Below are 23,356 nucleotides of genomic sequence, written 5' to 3'. Positions count from 1 at the left end.
CGCACATTTCGCTGCATGTGACCCCGAATGAACGTTACGGCAACACTTTTTCGTCCACTTCCTTTTTTATAATCGAAAGAAAATCTGAAAAATTAAAGCTGCCGATGTCACCTTTTTTGTGTTTTCTGACCGACACGCTGTGATTTTCAGCCTCTTTTTCACCCACTATTAACATATATGGGATCTTTCGGGTTTCCGCATTTCGGATTTTTGCGCCGATTTGCTCCCCCCGAAGGTCGCTTTTCACCCTAATGCCCGCCTGTTCAAGCTGCTCCCTGTAAGTCTCCGCCAGGTCATTGAACTGGTCCGATACCGGAATGATGACCGCCTGCTGCGGACTCAGCCACAGCGGGAAGTATCCTGCAAAGTGCTCTATCAGTATGCTCGTGAACCGCTCCATCGAGCCGAATGGCGCTCTGTGGATGATCACCGGCCGGTGTTTCTGATTGTCGGAACCCACATAGGTCAGGTCAAACCGCTCCGGCATAACGTAATCCACCTGCACCGTGCCAAGCTGCCATTTTCGACCCAGCGCATCGTGGATGATAAAATCGATTTTGGGTCCGTAGAAGCTGGCTTCGCCCTCGGCGATTTTGTACTCCAGCTCCATTTCGTCGGCCGCTTCCCGGATTTCCCGCTGCGCGCGTTCCCACAGCTCCAGGTCGCCGCCGTATTTCTCCTCGCTTTCGTCCCGGAAGGAGAGACGGATATCGACCGGCATGTTGAATGTGGAGAAAACAAACTGGGTGAGCTCGATACAGTGAATGATTTCCTGCTTGAGCTGGTCGTTGGTGCAATAGATGTGCGCATCGTCCTGGGTGAATCCCCTGACGCGCGAAAGGCCGTTGAGCTCGCCGGTTTGTTCGTAGCGGTAAACCGTGCCGAACTCCGCGAGCCTTACCGGCAAATCACGGTAGCTTCGCATCTCGTGGTCGTATATCCGGTGGTGATGCGGGCAGTTCATCGGCTTCAGAAGGTACCCCTCGTCGTCGATCTCCATCGGGGCAAATTGCGAATCCTTGTAATAGGGGTAATGGCCGGATGTGCGGTACAGCTCCAGGTTCCCGATGTGGGGGGTGATCACCTCCTCATAACCGCGTCGCACCTGCTCATCCCTCAAAAAAGCCTCGAGGGTTCGGCGCAGAATGGTTCCGTTGGGCAGCCACATGGGCAAGCCGCTTCCCACCATCCGGTCGATCATATAGATGCCGAGCTGCGGACCCAGTTTTTTATGATCCCGCTTGCGGGCCTCCTCCAGCTGGGTGAGAAAACTGTCAAGCATCGATTTCTTGGGGAAGCTGATGCCGTAAATCCGGGTCAACTGCTTGCTGCTGTTGTCCCCGCGCCAGTAAGCCCCGGCGGTGTTCAGCAGTTTGATCGCCTTGATGTTCCCGGTATCGGGGATATGCGGACCACGGCACAAATCGGTGAAAGCGCCCTGCTTGTAAAAGCTGATGGTGCCATCTTCCAGCCCATCCAGAAGATCCAGCTTGTAGGGATCGTCTTTCTTGCGATAGTGGTCGACCGCCTCGTCTTTTGAAATTTCGAACCGCTCAAATCGGTTTTTCTGACGGGCCAGCTCCAGCATTTTTTTCTCAATCGCCGGAAGGTCCTCGGTGCCGATGTGACGGTCTCCGAAATCGATGTCATAGTAAAAACCTTGTTCGATGGGCGGACCAATACCCAGTTTTACGCCGGGGTAGAGTGCTTCCACCGCTTCGGCCAGAACGTGGGCCGATGAGTGCCAGAACGCCATCCTGCCGTCTTCATCATCCCAGGTGTTAATCGTGATCCTGCCGCCGGAGTGCAGCGGTCGATGCAAATCCACTACCGTGTTGTCGATGGTGATGCTGAGGGCTTCCCTGGCCAGCCGGCCCGAAATCGATCCGGCAATTTCATGTCCCGTAACGCCTGCCGGGAACTGTTTTTCACTACCGTCGGGAAAGGTAAACGTCAGTTGCTGCTCTTTGTCGGTGGTCTGTGCTGACATGTAACGCGGTTTTGACTTGTTGGTTTGAAATGATATCCTCTGACCCTTTTCGTCCGGCTGCATCCGGTTGCAAGGGCAGGGCCGAATTTGCAACGACGCCCATTTGCGGGAGGAAGGGTCCCTGACCGGTTTCCGCAATCTGTTGCTGCGGATGGGATGTCGGCATTCTCCGCCATCGGTACCGGATCAGAAACGGTCGGAACGTCGCAATATAAGACTACAATAACAGAAATTCTCTTCGGATCATACATTAAAGCGGAACAGGATCACATCTCCGTCCTTGACCGTGTACCCGCGCCCTTCCGATCGCATTTTTCCCGCTTCCCGTGCTGCCGCTTCCGATTTGCATGCGGAGTAATCGTCGAACGATATGGTTTCCGCCCGGATGAATCCCTTTTCAAAATCGGAGTGAATGACCCCGGCTGCCTGGGGCGCTTTGGTCCCTCGGGTGATGGTCCATGCCCGCACCTCTTTCGGGCCGGCGGTGAAGAAAGTGATCAGTCCCAGCTTGCTGTAGGCCGCCGATATGAGCCGCTTCAGTCCCGACTCCTTCAGGTTCAGCGAAGCCAGGAACTCCCGCTTCTCCTCCTCATCCAGTTCGGCGATCTCCGCTTCGATCTTGGCACATACGACCACCGTTTCCGCTCCCTCTTTCTCCGCGTGTTCCTGAACGCTCATAACGTAACTGTTGCCCTCGCCTTCGGGAAGGTCGTCTTCGGAGACGTTGCACAGGTAGAGCACTTTCTTTGCCGTCAGGAAAAACAGCTCCTGAAAGGCGGGATTGGCCGGGTCCCAGCCACTGTACGAACGCACCGGCTTGCCTTCTTCAATGTGGTGGCGGAGCTGCTCCAGACTGTAGAGCTGGTTTTGAAGCGCCTTGTCGCCGGATTTCGCCATTTTTTTCACGCGCTCTTCCCGCCGCTCCAGTGTTTCGAGGTCCTTGAACAACAATTCGCTCTCAATGATGCCGATGTCACGGACCGGGTCTATGCCGCCCTCCACATGCACCACGTCATCATCCTGAAAACACCGGACAACATGGATGATCAGGTCCACCTCCCGAATATGCGACAGGAACGCATTGCCTTTGCCCTTGCCTTCCGAAGCCCCTTTTACCAGGCCGGCAATATCCACGAACTCGATGGATGTGGGGGTCACCTGGCGGGGATTGACCAGCTCCGCCAGATGATCCAGACGTTCGTCAGGTACGGGCACGATGCCCACATTTGGATCGATAGTGCAGAACGGGAAGTTGGCCGCCTCGGCTCCGGCGTTGCTTAACGCATTGAACAAGCTTGATTTGCCGACATTCGGCAAACCGACAATTCCACAGGTGAGACTCATAGGTAAATGACTGATTGGGTTAAATTGAAAAAACGGACTGGCAACGGTAATCGCGCCAGATAATACTCGGGTTTGCTGCAGGCCGCCGGGATTTCGGCCAGGTATATCAATTGGCCGGGTGAGCCGCTTTGCCGGCCATATTTACTTCGTCGACCGGAAGGGTTTGGAAACGGCTCCTGCGATGAATGCGTGCCGGCACGTTCTTCTGAAAACCGTGACATCCGGCAGATTTTTGCGATGCCGGTTTAACGGAGGAAGAGCTTTGCGGGGTTTCCATGCCACCGATTGCGCGGATTACGGTGATCGCTTGGGCCGTTTGATCCGCTTTTTTTTGGTTGCAGCCGGCCGGTCGGGGTCTATCGGCTCCTGCTGAGAAGCATCCTCCGGAAAATCCTCATCCTGCCCGTAATCCACCGGCCCGGCGTGCGGCCTTCTTGCCGGGGCATCGATAAGGCCGCGGCCCTTTTTCTTCAGCTTGCCTTCCTGCTGAAGCGATATCAGGGCGGCGTCGAGGATGCCGTTCACGAACCGCCCCGATTTTGCCGTAGAATACTCTTTGGCAATTTCAATGGCCTCGTTGATGGTCACTTTTGTGGGGATGTCTTCAAACGTGAGCAGCTCCGTTATGGCCATCTGAAGAATAAAACGGTCCACCGTTGCCAGCCTCTCGATTTCCCAGTTGGCGATATGCTTACTGATGATCTCCTCAACATCGCTCCGGTTGTCCAAAGACCGCAGATACAGTTTTTCGGCGAAGGCAAGACCGGCGGTGTCCTGGCTCAGGTTCGGTTTGACAATGGTTTGAAGAACATGCTCGGGAGAATGGTCGCCGATGATGGAAGAATAAATCGCCTGAAGTACGGTTTCCCGAATTTTTCGCCTGTTGGACATACCTTGTTTTCGTGATTGCTGCCGTCGGTTAAATCTTTACAAGATACGAATGTTACAACTAAAAATGGGAGGGATAATCGTGTGGTGTTATCGCAGCGGAAGACTCGCAGCGGCCGGCCGCGAGCAATGCCCCTATCCGGCGTGCCCTTCTTCGGCAAACAATGGTGAACTCAGGTACCGGTCACCGATATCGCAAACGATGCAGACTACCACGCCCTGCTCCAAATCCTCTGCCAGTTTCACGGCGGCGGCGACACACCCGCCGCTGCTCATGCCGGCGAATATGGCCTCCTCCCGGGCAAGCCGGCGGGTCATGGCCGTCGACTCCTCCTGGCTTACGTCGATGATACGGTCAACACGGTCGGCTTCGAATATCTTCGGGAGGAACTCCGGCGACCAGCGGCGGATTCCCGGAATCTGCGACCCTTCGGTAGGCTGTACGCCAACAATCTGAACATCCGGGTTCTGTCCCTTGAGATAACGTGAAACGCCCATGATAGTACCGGTGGTACCCATCGAGGAGACGAAGTGGGTGATGGAGCCTTTGGTGTCCCTCCAGATCTCCGGTCCGGTGGTGCGTTCGTGCATCCGGTAGTTGTCGGCATTGGCAAACTGGTTGAGCAGATAGTACTCCCCGGTTTCGGCCATCTCTTCGGCAACGGTACGGGAGTATTCGATCGTTTTTTCGCCGGGAGTCAAAATCAGCTCCGCACCGTAGGCACGCATGGTGTCGATTCGTTCCCGGGTTGAGTTGTCCGGCATCACAAGCGTCATGTGCAGGTTCTTGAGCCGGGCGATCATGGCCAGGGCGATCCCGGTATTGCCGCTGGTTGCCTCCACCAGCTTGTCTCCGGGTTGGATGTCACCCCGTTCGAGCGCGGCGTTGATCATTCCGAAAGCCGCCCGGTCCTTGACACTCCCGCCGGGATTGCGCCCTTCAAGTTTCGCGTAGATGGCCACATCTGGCGAAGGGGACAGGTGTGGCAGGCGCACTATGGGAGTATTGCCGATAAGGTCTTCCAGAGTCATGGCTGATTGGTATGTGTTGCCCGGCTCCATGTACCGGAACCGGAACTGGTTCGTAATCTGTTATTCGCCGCTGTCCTGAACGGAATTCTTCAGGGCGCTGCGGTTTTCCTGACGGGCGACATAAGTGACCCGTGTCCATTCCGGTACACTTTCGGTGAGCCAGACGTTCCCGCCGATCACGCTGTGGGAGCCGACATCGGTTTCACCCCCCAGGATGGTGGCTCCGGCGTAGATTACGGCATGATCGCCGATGGTCGGGTGGCGCTTCACCGCCGCATCCTCCTTCCGCACACTCAGCGCGCCCAGGGTAACCCCCTGATAGATCTTGACATAATCGCCGATGACCGTCGTTTCCCCGATTACAATTCCGGTTCCGTGGTCGATGCAGAAATGTTGCCCGATTTTTGCACCGGGATGGATATCGATCCCGGTACGGCTGTGGGCGTTTTCGGTGATCATGCGCGAGAGGAGCCGATACCCTTTGCCATGCAGATAATGGGCGATGCGGTATGAGGTGATCGCGTAAAAGCCGGGGTAGGTGCGCACCACTTCGGTACGGCTTTTTGCCGCAGGATCGCCCTCGTAAATGGCCTGAATGTCATGTTCCAGTCCGGCCTTGATGTTGGGCAACTCTGACCAGAACGCCTCGGCAAGTTCCTCCACATGGGTGCCCGGACACTCCGAACACTTTTTAAGAACATCACAGAACTCCCGCTTCAGCCCGGCGTCGAGTTTCTCCAGCTTCTCGATACTTCGGTATCGCGTGTTGCTGTATTCCGGAAACAGCAATCCCAGCAACCGGTTGAAAAAGGCCACCACCTGTTCCGGAGAAGGGCAGCTTTCCGCCCTTCTGTGTTCGTCAAATAGTTCCTGAAGGAATTTTTTCTCCATGTTATGCCTGCTCGGGTCTGTCTGTATCTGATCAGCCCGAAAGATATTGAAATTATCACTGTTTTTCGCCTTGCATTGATGGCAACAAGTATGGCGCGCCACGGGTTCATCCGGATTTCCGCCGCCGGCCTTCTGCCCGAACACGCGGAAAGAAAGGAGTTGATTTCAGTCGAAACGGAGGTTAACGTTCCTGCGTAGCACGGTTGACCGATTCTGGGTGCGAACCCGGCAAACGGTTTTCATCAATACATGGTAACAGATATGAGTCCGCTTTTTAATGACATACCGGGAAAGGATGCCGCAAGTGCCGTGAGCAGATGCCTGCTGCTGATCGTCGCCATGACACTGACTTCCTGCGGGGAAGGGTATGATGTGAACCGCCTCGACGAGAAAGCCGGTAAGCAGATGCTTGCCGAAGAGTACATGATATCTGCCTCCCATCCTCTGGCTGTCGAAGCCGGACTCGAAATTCTTCGGAATGGGGGGAATGCGGTCGATGCCGCCGTAGCCGTGCAAATGGCGCTGACCGTCGTTGAGCCGCCGGAAAGTGGAATCGGCGGTGGCGGTTTTATGCTTTACAGGGATGGAGTGACGGGAGAACTGACGGTTTATGACGGCAGAGAGACCGCCCCGGCCGCTGCAACCGATACCCGTTTCATGGTGGGTGGCCGTACTCTCCCGCTGTGGGCAGCGGTTCCCACCGGACTCGCCACCGGAGTGCCCGGAATCCCGGCCATGCTTCACAGGGCACACAGTGATTTCGGCAGCCTCCCGTGGAGCGAACTGTTCGAGCCGGCGGCGGCCCTCGCCGAAAGCGGCGTGCCGATGTCCGGCCGGCTGAAACGACAAATAGACAACGACCCGACACTCTGGATCTTTCGTGATACACGACGGCACTTTGTGCGACCGCGCAGGGCGGATGACCCCGTACTCAGGAATCCGGAACTGGCGCGCACCTTCCGCCTCATCGCCGCCGAAGGCCCCGAAGCCTTCTATTCTGGACCCCTTACCGGTCCGATGATCGATGCCGCCGATGCACGCTGGCCGGGACGGAGCGACCTTACCCGCCGCGACTTTCTGGATTATCAGCCGGTAAACCGGGACGCCGTGTGCGCCCGCTACCGGAACCGGACGATATGCGGCATCCCGCCTCCTTCTTCGGGAGGAATCGCCCTGTTGCAGATCCTCGGGATGCTGGAGCACTTTCCCATCGACGAAATGCCTCCGGGTGATCCCGGAGCACTCCATCTGATAGCCGAGGCATCCCGGCTCGCATTCGCCGACCGGGCCCGGTTTATCGGAGATCCGGCTTTTGTCCCGGTTCCGGTAGCCGGACTCATCGACTCCACCTACCTCGCCGCCCGTGCGGCGCTGATTGATCCCGGTCACGCCATGACGTCGGCAGCTCCGGGCCGGCCTCCGGGGTGGCACCCCCAGCCGGATGATGCCGAACGCAACAATCCGCAGATCTTCCATACCGCGGGCAAATCCCCGTCCGAACATGGCGACGACCTCAAAACCACCGGCACGGCCCATTTTTCAATTGCAGACGCCAGGGGCAACATGGTCTCCATGACGACATCCATAGAGGCGCCATTCGGCAACAGAATCATGGCCAACGGGTTCCTGCTGAATAACCAGCTCACGGACTTCACCTTCGACCCGCACCGGAACGGCTACTATTCCCCCAACGCCGTGGCACCCGGCAAACGGCCGCGCAGCTCCATGGCACCCGTTATGGTTCTGGATGAAGATGGTGACGTCCTTTTGCTCGTGGGATCGCGCGGAGGAAGCCGGATTATCGGCTATGTGCTTAAAACCCTGATCGGGGTCCTTGACTGGGGGCTCCCCCTGCAGGAGGCCATCGCACTGCCCAATCTGCTGCATCGCGGCAATGAGCTGGAGATCGAGAAGGGCACGGAGTGGGCCGAATATGCGGAGCTGCTCTCCGGCATGGGCCATCAGGTGAGCGTGCTGCCGCTCGAGAGCGGGGTGCACGGCATCGAACGGATCCCGGACGAATACCGGGGCGGCGCGGCAAACCGCGTATCGGGAGCAACGGATGCGCGCGATAAGAGATCTCCTCAGGGGCAGACAGACCATCCGGCCGGCCGGAACACCGCCGCGCTCGAAACCGGAGTAGACAGGGAGCCGGCCCAGGGTGTCCGTTATCGTTGGCGCGGAGGCGCCGACCCTCGCATGGAGGGCGTGGCGAAAGGCGATTGACCGCAGTAAAGGCGCATGTTAAGAACCATCCGCCGGGTGTTGCAACTTTTCTTCAGACAGCACGTAAACCCGAGGTTAATCTGCTTTTGTACAGTGTGCAACTTCCTGAAAAACAGGTATCTTCGAAGCTGTATTTTACTTGCAACCAATCCCAGTCACCATGAGAACCGTTACCTGCAGTTACCCGCTTTTTTATTCACTGCTGTTAAGTTTAGGTATGATGATGATGTTTTCCAGCTGTTCGCCCGAAAGGCCGCTTGATGCTGCTGATTCGGGTGTGTCGGGCCCTGCCACCGACCCATACACGGCACCCCTGATCGATCGCAACCTCTTTTTCGGCGATCCGCAATACGCCGGCGCCCAGCTCTCCCGCACCGGCAGATATATCACGTTCCGAAAGCAGTACAACGGAGTAATGAATATCTGGATCAAGGGGGTGGATGAGGACTTTGAAGCGGCTCGTCCGCTTACCGCCGACACCGAGCGACCGGTGAGCTCCTATTTCTGGAGCCATGACGACCGCTATGTCCTGTATGTACAGGACAGGGGAGGGGACGAAAATTTTCATATTTATCGCGTAGATATCAATGAGGAGCCCGATCCTGAGACGGGCGTCCCGGAAGCGGTCAACCTCACACCGATCGATGGAATCCGTGCCCAGATCTATTCGCTGCCGCGCGAGTTCCCCGACCGCATGATCGTCGGTATCAACGACCGTGATCCCGCCCTTCACGATGCCTATCATCTGGACATCGAAACCGGTGAACGTACCCTGCTCATTGAAAACACCGATAATATTGCCGGATGGGTCGCCGATCGCGAAGCGAACATCCGTGCCGGTATCCGCCAGACACCCGACGGCGGCTCCGAACTGCTCATGATTCGTGATGACGGCTTTGAACAGGTGTATGCCGCCGGACCGGAAGAGTCTTTCTCACCGCTGCGCTATCATGAAGATGGTATACATATATACATGAGTACCAACACCGGCGACCGCGACCTTGCCGAGTTCGTGCTGTTTAATCCCGATACCAGGGAATCTGAACTCATCGAACGCGATCCCGAAGGGAAGGTTGATTTCGGCGGTGCCACATTCTCGGAGATCACCAACGAAATTCTGGCAACCTACTATGTAGGCGACAAACGGCGCACCTATTTCAGGGATGCCGAATATGAAGAGATGTTCGAGGATGTCCAGAGCCGTTTGGGTCCCGGCGAGGTGAGTCCGACTTCACGCACCCATGACGAGCAGCGCTGGCTCTTTCATGTGGGCAGCGATGTCGACCCCGGATCGGTGTACTACCATGATTTCTCGTCCGGTGACCTGGAACTGCTTTATCAGACCCGCCCGGATCTGCCTTCGGAGTATCTCTCGGAGATGACGCCGATTCGCTATACGGCGCGCGACGGACTCGAAATCCCGGCCTATCTCACCGTCCCGCACGGCATGGAGCCGCAAAACCTTCCGGTGATAGTGGTTCCGCACGGCGGACCCTGGGCCCGCGATTACTGGGGCTACGACTCGTACGCACAGTTCTTGTCCAATCGAGGCTATGCCGTCCTGCAGATCAATTTCCGCGGATCGACCGGCTTCGGCAAGGCGTTTCTGAATGCCGGAAACCGGGAGTGGGGGACCGGCGCCATGCAGCACGACATCACCGACGGAGTCCGTTACCTGATCGATGAAGGAATCGCCGATCCCGACCGCATCGCCATTTTTGGCGGATCATACGGCGGATACGCCACCCTTGCCGGACTGGCATTCACCCCGGATCTGTACGCCGCCGGCATCTCTTTCGTCGGCCCGTCCAACATCATTACGCTGCTTAACTCCATCCCGGCCTACTGGGGACCCATTCGCAAGATTTTCCACACCCGCGTCGGAGATCCCGACGACCCGGAGGATTACGCCCGGCTGATGGAGCAGTCGCCGCTCTTTTCTGCCGAAAACATAACCGCGCCGCTGATGGTGGTCCAGGGCGCCAACGATCCGCGCGTTGTCCAGGCCGAATCGGATCAGATTGTAGTGGCCATGCGCGATCTGGGCCGCGATGTGGAGTATCTGGTTGCCGAGGATGAAGGCCACGGGTTCGCCCGGCAGGTCAACCGCCTCGCCTTCACTTATGCCATGGAGCAATTCTTCGCCGAGCATCTGGGCGGACGCTATCAGGCGGAGCTCGAAGAGGAGTACCGCGAACGTCTTCGGGAGATAACCGTGGATGTTGATACCGTAGAGCTTCCCGAGGAGTCTCCGGAGCTGGAGGCGGCCAAAATGGTGGTTCTGCCACGGTTTGATGCCACCGGTTTCGACGGAACTTCGCTGGAGTACGGCATTACCATGAATGTCCAGGGTAACGAGATCGGAATGGAGCTCGTACGCACCGCCACGCTGGTTGAAACCGGAGAGGGCGAAGTGCTCGAACTGAAAGATGCCATCTCTTCGCCGATGGGATCCATGACCGATGCCGTCCATACCGATCCCGCCACCTTTATTCCGCTTCTCAGGAAGATGGAGCAGCCGATGGCCCAAATCGAGGTCGCGTTCAGCGACGACAAGGTGGCCGGCACCATTCAGGCCGGACCACAACAGCATCAGATCGATGTTGCCCTCGAAGCGCCGGTTTTTGCGGAAGGTATTCATGCCGATTTCTTTGTCTCGCACATGGTTCAAAGCGGAATGGAGGCGGCCATGCTGCGCTACTTTGACATCAACAGCCAGGAAGTGCGCTATGTGCGCGCGGTGTCCAGTCCGGGAGAAGAACTGACAAAGGTTCGTTTTGAAGCGCTGGACGGCAAAAGCAGCTCCCGGACCTACCGGGTGGCAGCCGATGGAGTCATCCACTCCATCGAGGATTCCCTCCCCGCACAGATGGGTGGAGGCACCATGAAAATGACACTAAAACAGGATTAACGATTTGCAGTGATGAGCGGACGGTTCCGGGCCGTTGGGTAATAGTGTGTACTTGTTGGCCGGGCGCCGTCCGTTTTTTTATCTGATTACGTAACGATATGCAGCTATGAAAACTATTCTGACCTTGTCTTCGGTAGTCAAGGAGTTTCAAAAAGCGAAGGCCGTTGACGAGCTCTCTTTTTCGGTGGAAGATGGGGAGATCTTTGCCCTGCTTGGGCCCAACGGTGCCGGAAAAACCACCACGGTTCGCATGATCATGCAGATCATCCAGCCCGACCGCGGAGAGATACGTTTTGATCCGGCCATCAATGGGCAGGGCCGGGTGATGCGCTCCAGGCTGGGCTATCTCCCGGAGGAGCGGGGCTTGTATCAGGATATGCCAGTTCTGGAAAATCTGGTCTATCTGGCAGGGCTGTGCTCGAATGACCCGAACAGTATCAGAAAGGAAGCCCTGCAGTGGCTGGAACGGTTTGGGCTGGCAGACAGAAAGCGCGACAAGGTTTCGGCTCTCTCCAAAGGGAATCAGCAAAAAATCCAGTTCATCGCATCCATCCTTCATCGCCCCGCTCTGGCCGTGCTGGATGAGCCGTTCTCGGGCTTCGACCCCATCAACCAGGAGCTGATGTCGGATGTGATCCGCGATCTGCGAAATGCCGGCACCACCATACTTCTGAGCGCGCACCAGATGCAGCTGGTTGAGCGTATCGCCGACCGTATCCTGCTTCTGGACAGCGGCCGGGAGCGTATCTGCGGGACTCTCGCAGAAATTCGTAAAAAAACCATCTCGGCCCGGAAAATTGAAGTCGGTTTTGATGCCGGAGTGGACCCGTCCGCTCTGTCACGCATCCCCGGAATCAAAGCGGTGGAATCGCTGGAACAGGAAGTATGGACGGTTTACCCGGAAGAAAACGCCGACCTGAACCGCATCCTGAATGGCTTCACAGAGGCCGGCCGGGTCAGACACCTGCAAACCGCCGATGCGGGCCTGCATGAAATCTTTCTGCACAGTTTTACGAACACAAATATGGAGTCGAAATGACAGCGGCAAACAAATGGGGCACCGTGATGCAGGTGGCCCGGTGGGAATTCAACCGTTTTTTCAAAATTCGGAATGTTATCTCCGGTGTTCTGTGGACGATCGGTTTTGCCGTGATCGGCGGAATTGGCGGATACTGGCTGGCCGCTTCCAGTGTTCACGGACAAATCGACATCGCCGTGGCCGATTGGGGTCCGTATACCGTGGAGGAAGTGGAGCACGAAAGATTCCATTTTATGGATTACAGTCAGGGCTCGCCCGATACCATGATGGTCTCACTGAGAGAAGGGAACATTGACGGGATCCTCTTTTTTGATTCCACGGATGAGGCCCGATTGAAGGTGCATGGCGAACCGGGGTGGACAACCCAGATTTCCCGGCTTCTTGACGAACTGCGCACCGGAGTCAAGCTTGACGAACATGGCATTGATGCCGGGCAATTTGAGGATCTGACCGCCTCTGTCGCGCTTGAAATTCTGAATACCCGCGAGCATCGTGTGGGAACCGCCGATAAAATTCTCGCCGGGGCCGCCATCGGCCTGGTTCTGATGGCCGTGTTTCTGGGATTTGCCTACCAGTTCACCGCCATCACCGGTGAGAAACAGCAGCGGATAACCGAGCAGGTTGTCGCAGCTATCGAACCGCAGGCCTGGATTGACGGAAAAATTTTGGGGATCAGCGCTATCGGCATCGCCTACGTGCTGATTTACGGATCTATGGGAGTTTTCGGCGCAATGGTTTTTTGGTTTATCGCGCCATCGGCATTTCAAAACGTGATCCTGATGATCGATCCTGTTCTACTGGTTACGTTTCTGCTGCTTGCGATATTGGGTGTTCTCATGTGGAACTCGTTCCTTGCAGCAGTTGCCGCCACCATCGACGACCCCAATGCTTCGGAACGTTCCGGGTTGATGTTGCTGCCCACAGTTCCGGTTATGTTCGCGTTTTACGCACTGGTAAATGCCGACAGTACCGCAATTACTTTCATGGGCTGGTTTCCGCTCACATCCTATGCCGTACTGCCCGCCAGGATGGTATTGACCGACGTTGCGTTCTGGGAACCGATTCTGGCACTGGTACTTCTGGTTGCAACCGTATGGCTCTTCCGGAAGGCAGCCGGACGAATTTTCGCCGTCGCCATGCTCATTTACGGCAAGGAGCCCGGATTGCGCGAAATGTACTACTGGTTTCGCAGGGCCTGAATCGGGTGGGACGGCCACTGCATAAACCTCCCACCCTCTGAAAACGCAATCCTTTACGCCCCGCCACCCGGAAGGGGGAGCACAGTGAGGGTCCACATCGCAAAGATCGTGAGCAGCATGGTCGCCGCGAATACCGTGGGCCAGACTTTTGAAGGCGATACGGACGGGGTGGAGGCCGCTCCGCCGCGGTATTTCACAAACAGCTCAATCCCCAGCAAAATCGTGGTCGCGGCAGCCGACATCATGCAAAACGGACAAATGGCTCCAATCACTCCCAGCTGAAGATAGACAAACCCGAGTGAAGCAAGGAATCCGAGAGCCGTGACCGGCAGCAGCCATCTCTCCACCTGCTCGTTTTTTGTGGAAAGCCAGAAAGCACCAAGTGCAATCATGGCGATGTAATAAATGGCTCCGATAGTGGCAAGAGGAATCGGTCCGACATACGCCCACTGGCTGGTGATGACCTGCATGCTTCCCGGTAAATCGGCACCGGCCGGAATCAGCGGTATCGCCCAGAAATGTACCGCAGTGAGGATGACGCTGGCTACCCAACCCAGCATGGCTACAACAATGAAACCGATAATGAACTTGTTCATGACAACTCCGTTTTTTGGTTATGAAATCAAATAAGCAACACTCGTTAGAAGATGTGCTTAATATATATATTTAAATATTTATATACAAATATAAGTAAAGGGTTGATGGCTGTCAAGTCCCGGCTGTCTCTTTTCCTGTTACCTGCAGTGTTTTTGGGTAAGCCCGATCGGTGTATCGCGGCATATAGCCCTGTCTGTTCATCGGCGTGGCAGGCGCTTGCCGGCTTGGTCCGTCAGTGTTATATTGCCACGCGGCGGGCTGGTGAAAGTATCCGACATTATCAGTACAGAGGCCTTTTCAACCGGTATTTGCGCATTGTTATCCGGCATCACCCGAATTTGCGGAACACGAAAGCAGAGCATGTAATGTCCGGACCTTTGATATTCGGGGTGGCCTCCTAAAAGCAGGACATCCGAAAAAAACCTGTCAACCAATATGGCTTTATGAATCCTGATAGCAGCAACGAAAATGAAGACAGCCGGGAAAACACGGCATCGGTCCCGGCAGAACATCCTCTGGAACGGAAGATTCCCCCAGTTGTGGTTTTTGGTTTTTTTGCCCTGGCGATGTGGGCGATAGCCCGTTACTTCCCGGTTTTTGCCGTAGATATTCCGTTTCAGTATTATCTGACCGCTTTTCTGATGGGTACAGCGATACTGACCGCCGCATACAGCATTTATCTCTTCATGAAGAATCAAACAACGGTGCATGCCGGAAAACCCGCCGAAACGACAGCGCTGGTCACCGATGGGCCGTACCGGCACAGTCGCAATCCCATGTATCTTTCTCTGTCGCTTGTGCTTATTGGCTGGGCGATCTTTCTCTCCGACCTGCTCTGCCTGATGCTCATGCCGCTGTTCTACATATATATGACCCGGTTTCAAATTATTTCCGAGGAGCGTGCCCTGCGTGAAAAGTTCGGGGAGGATTATGACGCCTATACCGATCGCACACCGCGCTGGCTGTAGCGGAGGACCGCCGGTATGAAGTACCTCGTTTTTGTGACCCTGCTCTGGGCCTTTTCGTTCAGCCTTATCGATGAGTACCTGGCCGGACAGGTGGACAGTGATTTTGCCGTTCTCTCCCGGGTGGTTTTCGCCGGACTTGTGATGCTTCCGTTTACCCGGTGGACCGGTGTTAGGCGCGAACTGGTAACCGGTATGATCCTGGTCGGCGCGCTTCAGTTCGGTGTGACCTACCTGTGCCTGTACCGCTCATTTCAGTTTCTGACGGCACCGGAAGTGCTGCTTTTCACCATCATGACACCGGTGTTTGTCACCGTCCTTGATGATGCCCTGAACAGCCGCTTTTCGCCGGTGGCGCTGATTGCCGCCATTCTCGCGGTTGTAGGTGCGGGCGTGATCCGCTACGACGGCATCACAAGCGGCTATCTGTTCGGGTTTTTATTGATGCAGGTTGCGAATGCCTCGTTCGCCGCAGGCCAGGTCGGATATAAAAACCTGGTCCGGTGGTATCCCACCGAAATCCCGCCTGTCCGCTTTTTCGGCTACTTCTATGCCGGCGCCCTGCTGATCACCTTGCCGTCCTATCTGATTTTTGGTGACACCACGCTGATGCCGCAGACCGGCACGCACTGGGCCGTTTTGCTGTGGCTCGGCTTCGGCGCATCAGCAGCCGGACTCTTTTTATGGAACCACGGCGCCACCAAAGTCGATGCCGGAACTCTTGCGGTCATGAACAATGCGGTCATCCCGGCCGGACTGCTGGTCAACCTGCTGATTTGGAACAGGGACGCGGACCTCATCCGGCTGGCCGCCGGTGCCGTCATTCTTGTTGCGGCCTACTGGGTAAACCGCCGTTTCTCGCGCATATAATATCTATGCACCCATTTTTGTTTCGTAATCCTCCAGCTCGCGCCGGATTACCTCCTCCAGTTGCGGCGCCTGCATCACACCCGATTGCTGCCAGATAACCCGGCCTTCCTTGAACAGGAGCAGTGTTGGAATTCCGCGTACCTGGTAACGTATCGCCAGGTCGGCATTCTTCTCGGTGTCGATTTTAAGGATGTGGAGCGAATCGCCCATCCTCTTCTTGAGCTCTTTGAGAATGGGTGGCATCATCCGGCAAGGCGCGCACCAGTCGGCATAAAAATCGACCAGTACCGGCGTTTCGCCCCTGATCACTTCAGAAAACCGTTTGTCTTTGATATCCGGACTCATAACCATATCTGTTTTGGTGGATGGGAACATTGTTTTGCCGATGGCACAGGTTGCTTCCATTTCTGGAGCCAACCGTTAAGCTCATTAAAAATTGCAAACCGGGTAAGTCTTATACCGTTTCAATTTGATAACGGGTATTATGTCTGTACACTGGGAGTATCGGTGACTAACCCACGTATCAATTGGGCGTGTGGAACGTTTCCACCCAATTATAACCGGCTGGCCACGCCGGTTATGCGATGGCCGTTATCGGACAAGATTTCACTTTGGATGCCTTTCTGTCAGCTTCCGGGTTCCAGCCGGTAGAGTCCTCCGTCCGGGTGGTCGGTGAGCACATAGATATTGCCGTCGGGCCCGACACGGACATCGCGGATGCGTCCGATCTCCTGCAGGATCAGCTCTTCATCGTGGATGACTTCATAGTCCTGGATAACCAGCCTGCGGATCCGTTCGGCGCGAAGGCCGCCGGCCAGCAGATTATCATCCCAGCGGCTTGTGAAATGGTCACCGGAAATGTGGGCGAGTCCGGAGGGGGCGTGTGTGGGCAGCAATTCGTAAACAGGGTCCGTCATGCCTTCCACGCTGTGGCGTGCTTCCGAATGCGGGAACTCCTCCTGGGTGCGGTAGTCGAGTCCGAGCGTGACGGTCGGCCACCCGTAATTCTTTCCCGCCTCCAGCAGGTTGAGTTCATCGCCGCCGCGCGGCCCATGTTCGGTGGCCCAGATTTCACCGGTTTCTGGATGGACGATCAGTCCCTGGATATTTCGGTTGCCGTATGTAAATATTTCATCCAGGGCGCTGTCATCTCCCACAAAAGGATTATCCGGCGGGACGGTGCCGTCGTCATTAAGCCGGAGCAGGGTACCGGCATGATCCATCAGGTCCTGGGCTCTGGGAGGTTCGGAACCACGGTCACCGATACTCATAAGCAGTTTGCCGTCATGGTCCCATGCCAGCTTGGATCCGTAATGTCGGCCGGGCTGCGAGTAGCGGTTCTGGATGAAGATATCCTCAGAGTCGATCAGGTTGTTTCCATCCAGGCGGGCACGTGCCAATGCGGTGGCGGTCTGACCCTGGTCATTGGGCCTGGAGTAGGTCAGATAGATCCAGCCGTTGGATTCATAATCGGGATGCAGGGAAACTTCCATGAGTCCGCCCTGGCCCCTTGCATGTATATCGGGAAGCCCGTCAACGGATGTGATCTCACCGTTGTCCAATATGTTAAGCCGTCCGGGGCGTTCGGTCACCAGCATGCGGCCATCCGGCAGAAAAGCCAGCGACCAGGGGTGTTCGAGTCCGCCGGCAATCTTTGTCAGCCTGATATCGGTATACTGGCTGGAGACAACCCAGCTTTCGCTTTCATCGGTGTTGCTCAGGGATTCGTTGGAATTGGACGGGCTGCATGCGGATATTGCGAGCAACATTGCCATTGAGGCGATTAACAGGTGAGCTGCGCTTTTCATGTGATGATTCATGAGAGATAATTTGTGTGGTGATACGGGACGATCGGATAACAATCATATTTCAGCGTATCCTGGGTTACCTTCCGTATCGGTTGACAATCGTTCAGCCGCTTGTCTAGTAACACCATGCCCGCAGAATATGTTCCGGTCTGCCCGCGCCGCCGAAACCGTTTTTTTATTTACGTATTATTGCCAAAAGCGATAGATTGCGCGATAGCCCGGCCATGCCGGCCGGTATGGAATCACACAAGCATCCGGAACAAGATGAAACCAGAAGACAGCGTTTCCGATTTTCTCGGGGGAGAAGCGATCGGAGTTGCCGGAGTCTCCCGAAAAGGGGATACCGCCGCAAATTATATTTACCGCAAGCTTCGCGACAGAGGTTACCGGGTTTATGCCATTAATCCCAATGCCGGGCAGGTGGAGGGAGATACCTGTTACCCGGACATCTCCGCTCTTCCCGAGCGTATCGACGGCCTGGTCATCGGGTGTCATCCGGATCAGGCCCCGGATCTGGTTCGGCAATGCCGCGATGCGGGCGTTTCCCGAATCTGGTTTCATCGCTCCATCGGTCAGGGCAGTTATGATGAAGAAGCTGCCCGTCAGGCCCGGGAGGCAGGCATCACCGTTATCCCCCGCGGATGTCCCATGATGTTTTGCGAACCGGTGGATGTATTCCACAAATGCCTGCGCTGGTTTACTTTTCGTTAACTATCAACCACATCAATCGATAATATGATTTCCCGACAATCACCATTGTTCGCTTTCCTGATTTTAATATTTCTGTTGCAGGGATTGTTTACGACACAATCCGTCGCCCTTGCAAACGACAGCAACAGCAAACTGCTTTCTGCCGAAGTACTCTGGAAAATGGAGCGCATCGGTTCCCCGGAAATTTCGCCCGACGGCCGCTGGGTTGTGGCACCGGTCACCCGCTATACCCTGGATGACGACAAAAGCCATACAGACCTCTGGCTTTTTGGTTCGGACGGTTCCGTTGAGCGGCCGCTGACACGGCACGGCTCCGCTGATGGTCAGCCTGCATTTAACGCAGACGGCAGTATGATCGCCTTTGTAACTCGCCGCGATGATGACAACGCATCGCAGGTCTATGTGCTGCCGATCGGCGAGCCCGGCGAAGCCCGCAGAGTGACCGATGTGCCTACCGGTGTCAATGTGATCAAATGGGTGGGCGATCACATATATTTCATCACCAGCGTCTGGCACGGCAAAACCTGGGACGAGATGGAAGAGGAGATCGCCTCTCAGCGCGATTCCCATGTTTCTGCCCGCATCTGGAATGAGCTTCCGTTCAGCCACTGGGATCACTGGCTTGATGAAGAGCGCCAGGCACATGTCTACCGGGTTCCCGCGTCTGAATTGTCACTTCGAATGAACAGGGTTTCCGGCGACCAGGCCCTGGTCGGCCGGGATGAGATCGAAGCGGTGACCGGAACTTCGGGCCGGGAGCTTCCGCGCTCGACCCAGGGTCCCGGAAGCTATGATGTTGCTCCTGATGAATCCCTGGTGGCATTTGTCAGCGACACCAATCACGACGATACCGATCCCAAAATGGATATCTATCTGATGGGGCCCGGAAGCGATGAAGCCGTCAACATAACCGTTGATAACGACGCGGGCGACAGCAACCCGCTTTTTAGTCCGGATGGCTCCCAAATCGCCTACAACCGGCAGCAGATCAAGGGTTTTTACGCCGATACGCGGCGCCTCGTCCTGTATGATGTGGCCGGTGAGGAGCATCGTGAACTGACCGGCGACTGGGATCGCTCGGCCGACGGACTGGTATGGGCCCCGGACGGCTCCGCCCTGTATGGTGCCATCGACGATGCCGGAACCTATCGTATCTACCGGATTGATGCTTCTACCGGCGCCCCCGCGCCTGTTACCGGCCAGACGAGCTATTCTTCCCTGTCCGTTGCCGGAAACGGCACACTTGCCGCCTTGAACCAGAGTTTTCTCTATCCCAACCGGCTGGTACTTGTGGATCCGTCCGGTGGCCGTGTCACCCGGCTGGATACACGCAATGACGACATCCTGGATAAGGTGGAACTTGGTACATACGAATCGGTTACCTACGAGGGCTATGGCGGTGCCGAAATCCAGATGTGGGTCCATTATCCTCCGGGATTCGATGAAAGCAAGGAGTATCCGCTCTTTCTGCTGATTCACGGCGGTCCGCACAGCGCCATACCCGACGGATTCCACTTTCGCTGGAATGCCCAGACCTTCGCTTCCTGGGGCTATGTCACCGCATGGCACAACTTCCACGGTTCTTCCGGCTTCGGACAGGATTTTGCCGATGCCATCAATCCCGACTGGATTACCAAGCCCTATGCCGATACCAGAAAAGCCGCAGAGTGGTTTGCCGATCAACCCTGGATTGATGCCGATCGCATGGTTGCGGGGGGTGGCAGTTACGGTGGATATCTCTCCAGCATCCTGCTTGGAAAAGAGCATCCGTTCAACACGCTGCTCATCCACGCGCCCGTATATAACATGTACTCCCAGCTGGCTGCCGACTTCGCAGTGCATACCACCCGCTTCGGCGATTACTGGGAACACGATATTTACGAGCAGATATCGCCGCACTACTTTGCTGAAAACTTTGAAACTCCGGCCCTGATCATTCACGGGCAGCTGGATTACCGGGTTCCTGTGGGTCAGGCTTTTGAACTGTTCCGCACACTTCAGCACAAAGGAATTGAATCCCGACTGATCTATTACCCGGACGAAAACCACTGGATCCTCAAGCCGAACAACTCCCTGAAATGGTATGATGAGGTAAGAAGCTGGATGGCCCGTTTCGCGGAACCGGGACCGCGATAAGCCATGTAAATGAAAGGTGCTGCCTCCCGGGCCGGTCTCATTACAGCAGGCTTTGCGACCTGCGGCTGGCTCTGAAAAAATCCTTGTAACTTATTGTAATTTCATTTATTTGTATGAAGAAAGGCGAAGTCGGTTCAACTTAAAATAAAGTGGACGGATCAATGAAAGTACAGGACATTTTACACAAGAAAGGAAGGGAAGTATTCAGTGTGGATTGCGACTCCTCGGTTTTCGATGCCATTGCGTCGATGTCGAACAAGAACATCGGAGCGCTGATCGTAATGACCCGCGGGAAAATGAGTGGAATTGTATCCGAACGGGACTACCGCAATAAGGTTATTCTGAAAGGCCGCCGTTCAAAAGATACCGCAGTCAAGGAGATCATGACCGAGAACGTTTTTTGCGTGAGGGCCGATTATGACCTTCACGACTGCATGGGAATCATGTCGGAGAAAAAAATCCGCCACCTTCCCGTGCTTGATGAACAAGGTAGCGTAATCGGGGTGATCTCCATCGGAGATATCGTGAAAGCCATTATTGACGAACAAAAACTGGAAATACAGGACCTGAGAAAATACATCTCCTCCGGTTATCCCGGTTGATTCTTCGATTTGGCGATTCACATTGTTTAAATGGTGCAACTGCGATAACTTCTAGGACTTTTACAGAATATTCCTATGAAGATTGTTGATATCGCAGAATTTTACGCGGAGAAGGGGGGTGGGGTTAAAACCTACATCAACCAGAAGCTTCTCGCAGGCAGTAAGCTGGGGCACGAGATCGTGGTTGTAGCACCCGGTGCTGAAGCAGGGGAGACGGAACGCAATGGCGGCCGTATCATCTGGGTTCCGGGGCCCGCGCTTCCAGTAGACCGGCGTTATTATATTTTGTGGCGTGAACGCATGGTCCATGAAATTCTTGACCGCGAACAACCCGATGTTGTGGAAGGATCGTCACCATGGACCGGTGGGTGGTTTGCCGCCCGATGGAAAGGCGATGCGGTTAAAGCCTTCATTTTCCACCAGGATCCGGTGGCCGTCTATCCGCATACGATTTTGGGAAAATTCATCAAATCGGCCAGGGTTGACAAACTTTTCCTGTTTTACTGGAATTACCTGCGAAGGCTGAGTAAACGGTACGATGCGACGATCGTCAGCGGAGAGTGGCTGGCCAACCGGCTGAGCCGTTTCAAGATCAATAACCCCGTTACGGTGCCCTTCGGTATCGATAAACTGTTCTCTACTCCCAACCGACGGAGCACGGAGCTCCGGAAGATAATCCTCGAAGAGCTCGGTCTGCCTGAAGATGCCATCCTTATGATCGGCATCAGCCGGCACCATCCGGAAAAACGCCTCGGAACCATCTTTGAGGGATTTCGGATGGCCTCGGAGCATCGTCAAATCGGATTGGTGATTTTTGGTGACGGGCCGTTTCGATGGATGGTCAAGCATCAGGCCCGGGGGATTCCTCACATCAAACTGATGGGATTTAAATCAAACCGGGAGGAGCTCGCCGATTATCTGGCCAGCGCCGACTATTTTGTGCATGGCTCGGCAGCCGAAACGTACGGACTGGTGGTAGCCGAAGCGATTTGCAGTGGCCTGCCGGTAATTGTTCCTGCGCATGGAGGGGCCGGAGACCTTGCCGACAGCGAGTATTCCGAAGTGTATGAACCGGGTGATTCCGTGGATCTCTCAAAGGCGATCTTGCGGATGCTTGACCGTGACAGGCCCGCGATGGTCCGAGCATGCGCGGTAGCGGCAGAACACTCCATCGGCACGCTGGACGATCACTTCCGGATGCTTTTCGAAACCTATCAGAATATGGTTGATAAGCGCAAGAAATCAGGTCCGGTTACTCCTGGCAGCCGATCGGTTTAAAAAAAACCGAACCGGAGTGCCCGTCAGGTGTTGATTAGTGGTAAAGCGGCAACCTCGCTGGTTGTCAAAACGAGCCGAATTTAAACGTCAGTTTCCCTTTGAAGCCCGAGAAATCGGAATCCTGCAGCCCGGCCTTGCTGATGCCGCTGGTATAAAAGTAGGAGACCCCGGTCGCGATTCTGAAGAACGAGGTGACATTCATTTCGATGTTCAGCCCCGGTTCCAGCACAAAGAAGGTGTTCGCATCGGAATCGATTTCAACATAATCACTGTCACGGGTCGTTGCGCCACCAGCACCAATAAGTGTGGAGGCGGTAAAATGGACAAGCTGGTAGGTCCGGTTGGTGTACTCCATTTCAAAACCGCCGTAGCCAATTGCGGCAAATTCAGAAACAAGGGGAACGCTCGGATTCGGTACCTGGTGTTCGGTCACCAGTCCATATCCACCACCACCCAATGATATCGCGTGTTCGTTGGAAAAGTTGAGAATCCACCCGCCCCGGCCACCGACCCAGACGCCGGTTTTACCATCGATACTGCTGAACTTGACTACGGGTCCGCCGAACCCGCCATGTCGCACATTTCCATCAAACAGAGTCTGCATTTGCTGGGATGTCGCGGGAGCCGCTGCGGCCATCCACGCTGCAGCAACAAACAGAACCGGCAACAGCCGGTGCAACTTTCGTACACGTTGTGTCATGATATTACCTCTTCAGGATTAGGATAAACTGGGGTTTCAAATAAATGCTATGAACATGACCGGGCCGGCGCCAGGGCACAAAGGCGCATGATTAAAACCGGTCATGGAATTGCAGGTGTCCAGGTAATCAAAATTTTTAAACCCATGAAACCGGGTGCAGTACATGCTT

The 23,356-nt window shown here is 55.5% G+C and carries 19 protein-coding genes; 10 read left to right on the top strand and 9 right to left on the bottom strand.

The window, feature by feature from the left end:
* Positions 1 to 34: 34 nt before the first annotated feature.
* From thrS to QA596_00290, 5 genes are all read right to left on the bottom strand, one after another.
* The gene (thrS, locus tag QA596_00310; GenBank protein ID MDG5765885.1) at positions 35 to 1,990 is read right to left on the bottom strand and encodes a threonine--tRNA ligase; all 1,956 of its coding nucleotides are present in this window, start codon (positions 1,988 to 1,990) and stop codon (positions 35 to 37) included.
* Positions 1,991 to 2,233: 243 nt separating this feature from the next.
* Complete coding sequence (gene ychF / locus QA596_00305; GenBank protein MDG5765884.1) at positions 2,234 to 3,334, bottom strand: redox-regulated ATPase YchF; 1,101 nt, start codon at positions 3,332 to 3,334, stop codon at positions 2,234 to 2,236.
* A 294-nt stretch (positions 3,335 to 3,628) separates the two neighbouring features.
* A complete protein-coding gene (gene nusB, locus QA596_00300; GenBank protein MDG5765883.1) occupies positions 3,629 to 4,225 on the bottom strand; it encodes a transcription antitermination factor NusB in 597 nt (198 codons plus the stop codon).
* 132 nt (positions 4,226 to 4,357) lie between these two features.
* Positions 4,358 to 5,254: a cysteine synthase CysM gene (gene cysM, locus QA596_00295; protein MDG5765882.1), complete on the bottom strand. Its 897-nt coding sequence runs from the start codon at positions 5,252 to 5,254 to the stop codon at positions 4,358 to 4,360.
* A 60-nt stretch (positions 5,255 to 5,314) separates the two neighbouring features.
* Positions 5,315 to 6,145, bottom strand: a complete 831-nt coding sequence (locus QA596_00290) for a serine acetyltransferase (GenBank protein MDG5765881.1) — start codon at positions 6,143 to 6,145, stop codon at positions 5,315 to 5,317.
* A gap of 249 nt (positions 6,146 to 6,394) precedes the next feature.
* Here QA596_00290 and ggt point away from each other — a divergent pair, with 249 nt between their 5' ends.
* From ggt to QA596_00270, 4 genes are all read left to right on the top strand, one after another.
* A complete protein-coding gene (gene ggt / locus QA596_00285; GenBank protein ID MDG5765880.1) occupies positions 6,395 to 8,371 on the top strand; it encodes a gamma-glutamyltransferase in 1,977 nt (658 codons plus the stop codon).
* A gap of 217 nt (positions 8,372 to 8,588) precedes the next feature.
* Positions 8,589 to 11,282 carry a S9 family peptidase gene (locus tag QA596_00280; protein ID MDG5765879.1) on the top strand — a complete coding sequence of 898 codons (2,694 nt, stop codon included), beginning with the start codon at positions 8,589 to 8,591 and terminating at the stop codon, positions 11,280 to 11,282.
* A 106-nt stretch (positions 11,283 to 11,388) separates the two neighbouring features.
* Positions 11,389 to 12,321 carry an ATP-binding cassette domain-containing protein gene (locus QA596_00275; protein ID MDG5765878.1) on the top strand — a complete coding sequence of 311 codons (933 nt, stop codon included), beginning with the start codon at positions 11,389 to 11,391 and terminating at the stop codon, positions 12,319 to 12,321.
* Positions 12,318 to 13,520 carry an ABC transporter permease gene (locus QA596_00270; GenBank protein MDG5765877.1) on the top strand — a complete coding sequence of 401 codons (1,203 nt, stop codon included), beginning with the start codon at positions 12,318 to 12,320 and terminating at the stop codon, positions 13,518 to 13,520. The genes QA596_00275 and QA596_00270 overlap by 4 nt, the downstream gene beginning before the upstream one ends.
* Before the next feature lie 53 nt (positions 13,521 to 13,573).
* Here the strand turns inward: QA596_00270 and QA596_00265 are convergent, their stop codons facing one another.
* Positions 13,574 to 14,116, bottom strand: coding sequence for a vitamin K epoxide reductase family protein (locus QA596_00265; GenBank protein MDG5765876.1), 543 nt, complete (start codon positions 14,114 to 14,116; stop codon positions 13,574 to 13,576).
* Positions 14,117 to 14,560: 444 nt separating this feature from the next.
* On the opposite strand from QA596_00265, the gene QA596_00260 reads away from it, so the two are divergent.
* Together QA596_00260 and QA596_00255 are read left to right on the top strand one after the other, a co-directional pair.
* The gene (locus tag QA596_00260; GenBank protein MDG5765875.1) at positions 14,561 to 15,085 is read left to right on the top strand and encodes an isoprenylcysteine carboxylmethyltransferase family protein; all 525 of its coding nucleotides are present in this window, start codon (positions 14,561 to 14,563) and stop codon (positions 15,083 to 15,085) included.
* Between the two features lie 15 nt (positions 15,086 to 15,100).
* Positions 15,101 to 15,952, top strand: coding sequence for a carboxylate/amino acid/amine transporter (locus QA596_00255; protein MDG5765874.1), 852 nt, complete (start codon positions 15,101 to 15,103; stop codon positions 15,950 to 15,952).
* A 3-nt stretch (positions 15,953 to 15,955) separates the two neighbouring features.
* Here QA596_00255 and trxA read toward each other — a convergent pair whose 3' ends face one another.
* A complete protein-coding gene (trxA, locus tag QA596_00250; protein MDG5765873.1) occupies positions 15,956 to 16,297 on the bottom strand; it encodes a thioredoxin in 342 nt (113 codons plus the stop codon).
* A 281-nt stretch (positions 16,298 to 16,578) separates the two neighbouring features.
* The gene (locus QA596_00245) at positions 16,579 to 17,727 is read right to left on the bottom strand and encodes a PQQ-dependent sugar dehydrogenase (GenBank protein MDG5765872.1); all 1,149 of its coding nucleotides are present in this window, start codon (positions 17,725 to 17,727) and stop codon (positions 16,579 to 16,581) included.
* Positions 17,728 to 18,024: 297 nt separating this feature from the next.
* On the opposite strand from QA596_00245, the gene QA596_00240 reads away from it, so the two are divergent.
* The 4 genes from QA596_00240 to QA596_00225 all read left to right on the top strand — a co-directional run bounded on the left by QA596_00240 (position 18,025) and on the right by QA596_00225 (position 22,487).
* Positions 18,025 to 18,471, top strand: coding sequence for a CoA-binding protein (locus QA596_00240; GenBank protein MDG5765871.1), 447 nt, complete (start codon positions 18,025 to 18,027; stop codon positions 18,469 to 18,471).
* A gap of 24 nt (positions 18,472 to 18,495) precedes the next feature.
* Positions 18,496 to 20,607, top strand: a complete 2,112-nt coding sequence (locus QA596_00235) for a S9 family peptidase (GenBank protein MDG5765870.1) — start codon at positions 18,496 to 18,498, stop codon at positions 20,605 to 20,607.
* A 161-nt stretch (positions 20,608 to 20,768) separates the two neighbouring features.
* Entirely contained in the window at positions 20,769 to 21,209 is a 441-nt protein-coding gene (locus tag QA596_00230; GenBank protein ID MDG5765869.1) for a CBS domain-containing protein, read from the top strand.
* A gap of 75 nt (positions 21,210 to 21,284) precedes the next feature.
* Entirely contained in the window at positions 21,285 to 22,487 is a 1,203-nt protein-coding gene (locus QA596_00225; GenBank protein ID MDG5765868.1) for a glycosyltransferase, read from the top strand.
* 64 nt (positions 22,488 to 22,551) lie between these two features.
* Here QA596_00225 and QA596_00220 read toward each other — a convergent pair whose 3' ends face one another.
* Positions 22,552 to 23,187, bottom strand: a complete 636-nt coding sequence (locus QA596_00220; GenBank protein MDG5765867.1) for a hypothetical protein — start codon at positions 23,185 to 23,187, stop codon at positions 22,552 to 22,554.
* Between the last annotated feature and the right edge of the window lie 169 nt (positions 23,188 to 23,356).

The organism is Balneolales bacterium ANBcel1 (genome assembly GCA_029688905.1).
Taxonomy (GTDB): domain Bacteria; phylum Bacteroidota; class Rhodothermia; order Balneolales; family Natronogracilivirgulaceae; genus SLLW01.
The sequence above is the reverse complement of the archived record's forward strand: the minus strand, read 5'-3'. Positions and strand labels throughout refer to the sequence as shown.

Bases quoted from the DNA above. Each gene is read 5' to 3' on its own strand.
- thrS (MDG5765885.1), bottom strand. From the start codon at position 1,990: ATGTCAGCACAGACCACCGACAAAGAGCAGCAACTGACGTTTACCTTT.
- ychF (MDG5765884.1), bottom strand. From the start codon at position 3,334: ATGAGTCTCACCTGTGGAATTGTCGGTTTGCCGAATGTCGGCAAATCA.
- nusB (MDG5765883.1), bottom strand. From the start codon at position 4,225: ATGTCCAACAGGCGAAAAATTCGGGAAACCGTACTTCAGGCGATTTAT.
- cysM (MDG5765882.1), bottom strand. From the start codon at position 5,254: ATGACTCTGGAAGACCTTATCGGCAATACTCCCATAGTGCGCCTGCCA.
- QA596_00290 (MDG5765881.1), bottom strand. From the start codon at position 6,145: ATGGAGAAAAAATTCCTTCAGGAACTATTTGACGAACACAGAAGGGCG.
- ggt (MDG5765880.1), top strand. From the start codon at position 6,395: ATGGTAACAGATATGAGTCCGCTTTTTAATGACATACCGGGAAAGGAT.
- QA596_00280 (MDG5765879.1), top strand. From the start codon at position 8,589: ATGATGATGATGTTTTCCAGCTGTTCGCCCGAAAGGCCGCTTGATGCT.
- QA596_00275 (MDG5765878.1), top strand. From the start codon at position 11,389: ATGAAAACTATTCTGACCTTGTCTTCGGTAGTCAAGGAGTTTCAAAAA.
- QA596_00270 (MDG5765877.1), top strand. From the start codon at position 12,318: ATGACAGCGGCAAACAAATGGGGCACCGTGATGCAGGTGGCCCGGTGG.
- QA596_00265 (MDG5765876.1), bottom strand. From the start codon at position 14,116: ATGAACAAGTTCATTATCGGTTTCATTGTTGTAGCCATGCTGGGTTGG.
- QA596_00260 (MDG5765875.1), top strand. From the start codon at position 14,561: ATGAATCCTGATAGCAGCAACGAAAATGAAGACAGCCGGGAAAACACG.
- QA596_00255 (MDG5765874.1), top strand. From the start codon at position 15,101: ATGAAGTACCTCGTTTTTGTGACCCTGCTCTGGGCCTTTTCGTTCAGC.
- trxA (MDG5765873.1), bottom strand. From the start codon at position 16,297: ATGAGTCCGGATATCAAAGACAAACGGTTTTCTGAAGTGATCAGGGGC.
- QA596_00245 (MDG5765872.1), bottom strand. From the start codon at position 17,727: ATGGCAATGTTGCTCGCAATATCCGCATGCAGCCCGTCCAATTCCAAC.
- QA596_00240 (MDG5765871.1), top strand. From the start codon at position 18,025: ATGAAACCAGAAGACAGCGTTTCCGATTTTCTCGGGGGAGAAGCGATC.
- QA596_00235 (MDG5765870.1), top strand. From the start codon at position 18,496: ATGATTTCCCGACAATCACCATTGTTCGCTTTCCTGATTTTAATATTT.
- QA596_00230 (MDG5765869.1), top strand. From the start codon at position 20,769: ATGAAAGTACAGGACATTTTACACAAGAAAGGAAGGGAAGTATTCAGT.
- QA596_00225 (MDG5765868.1), top strand. From the start codon at position 21,285: ATGAAGATTGTTGATATCGCAGAATTTTACGCGGAGAAGGGGGGTGGG.
- QA596_00220 (MDG5765867.1), bottom strand. From the start codon at position 23,187: ATGACACAACGTGTACGAAAGTTGCACCGGCTGTTGCCGGTTCTGTTT.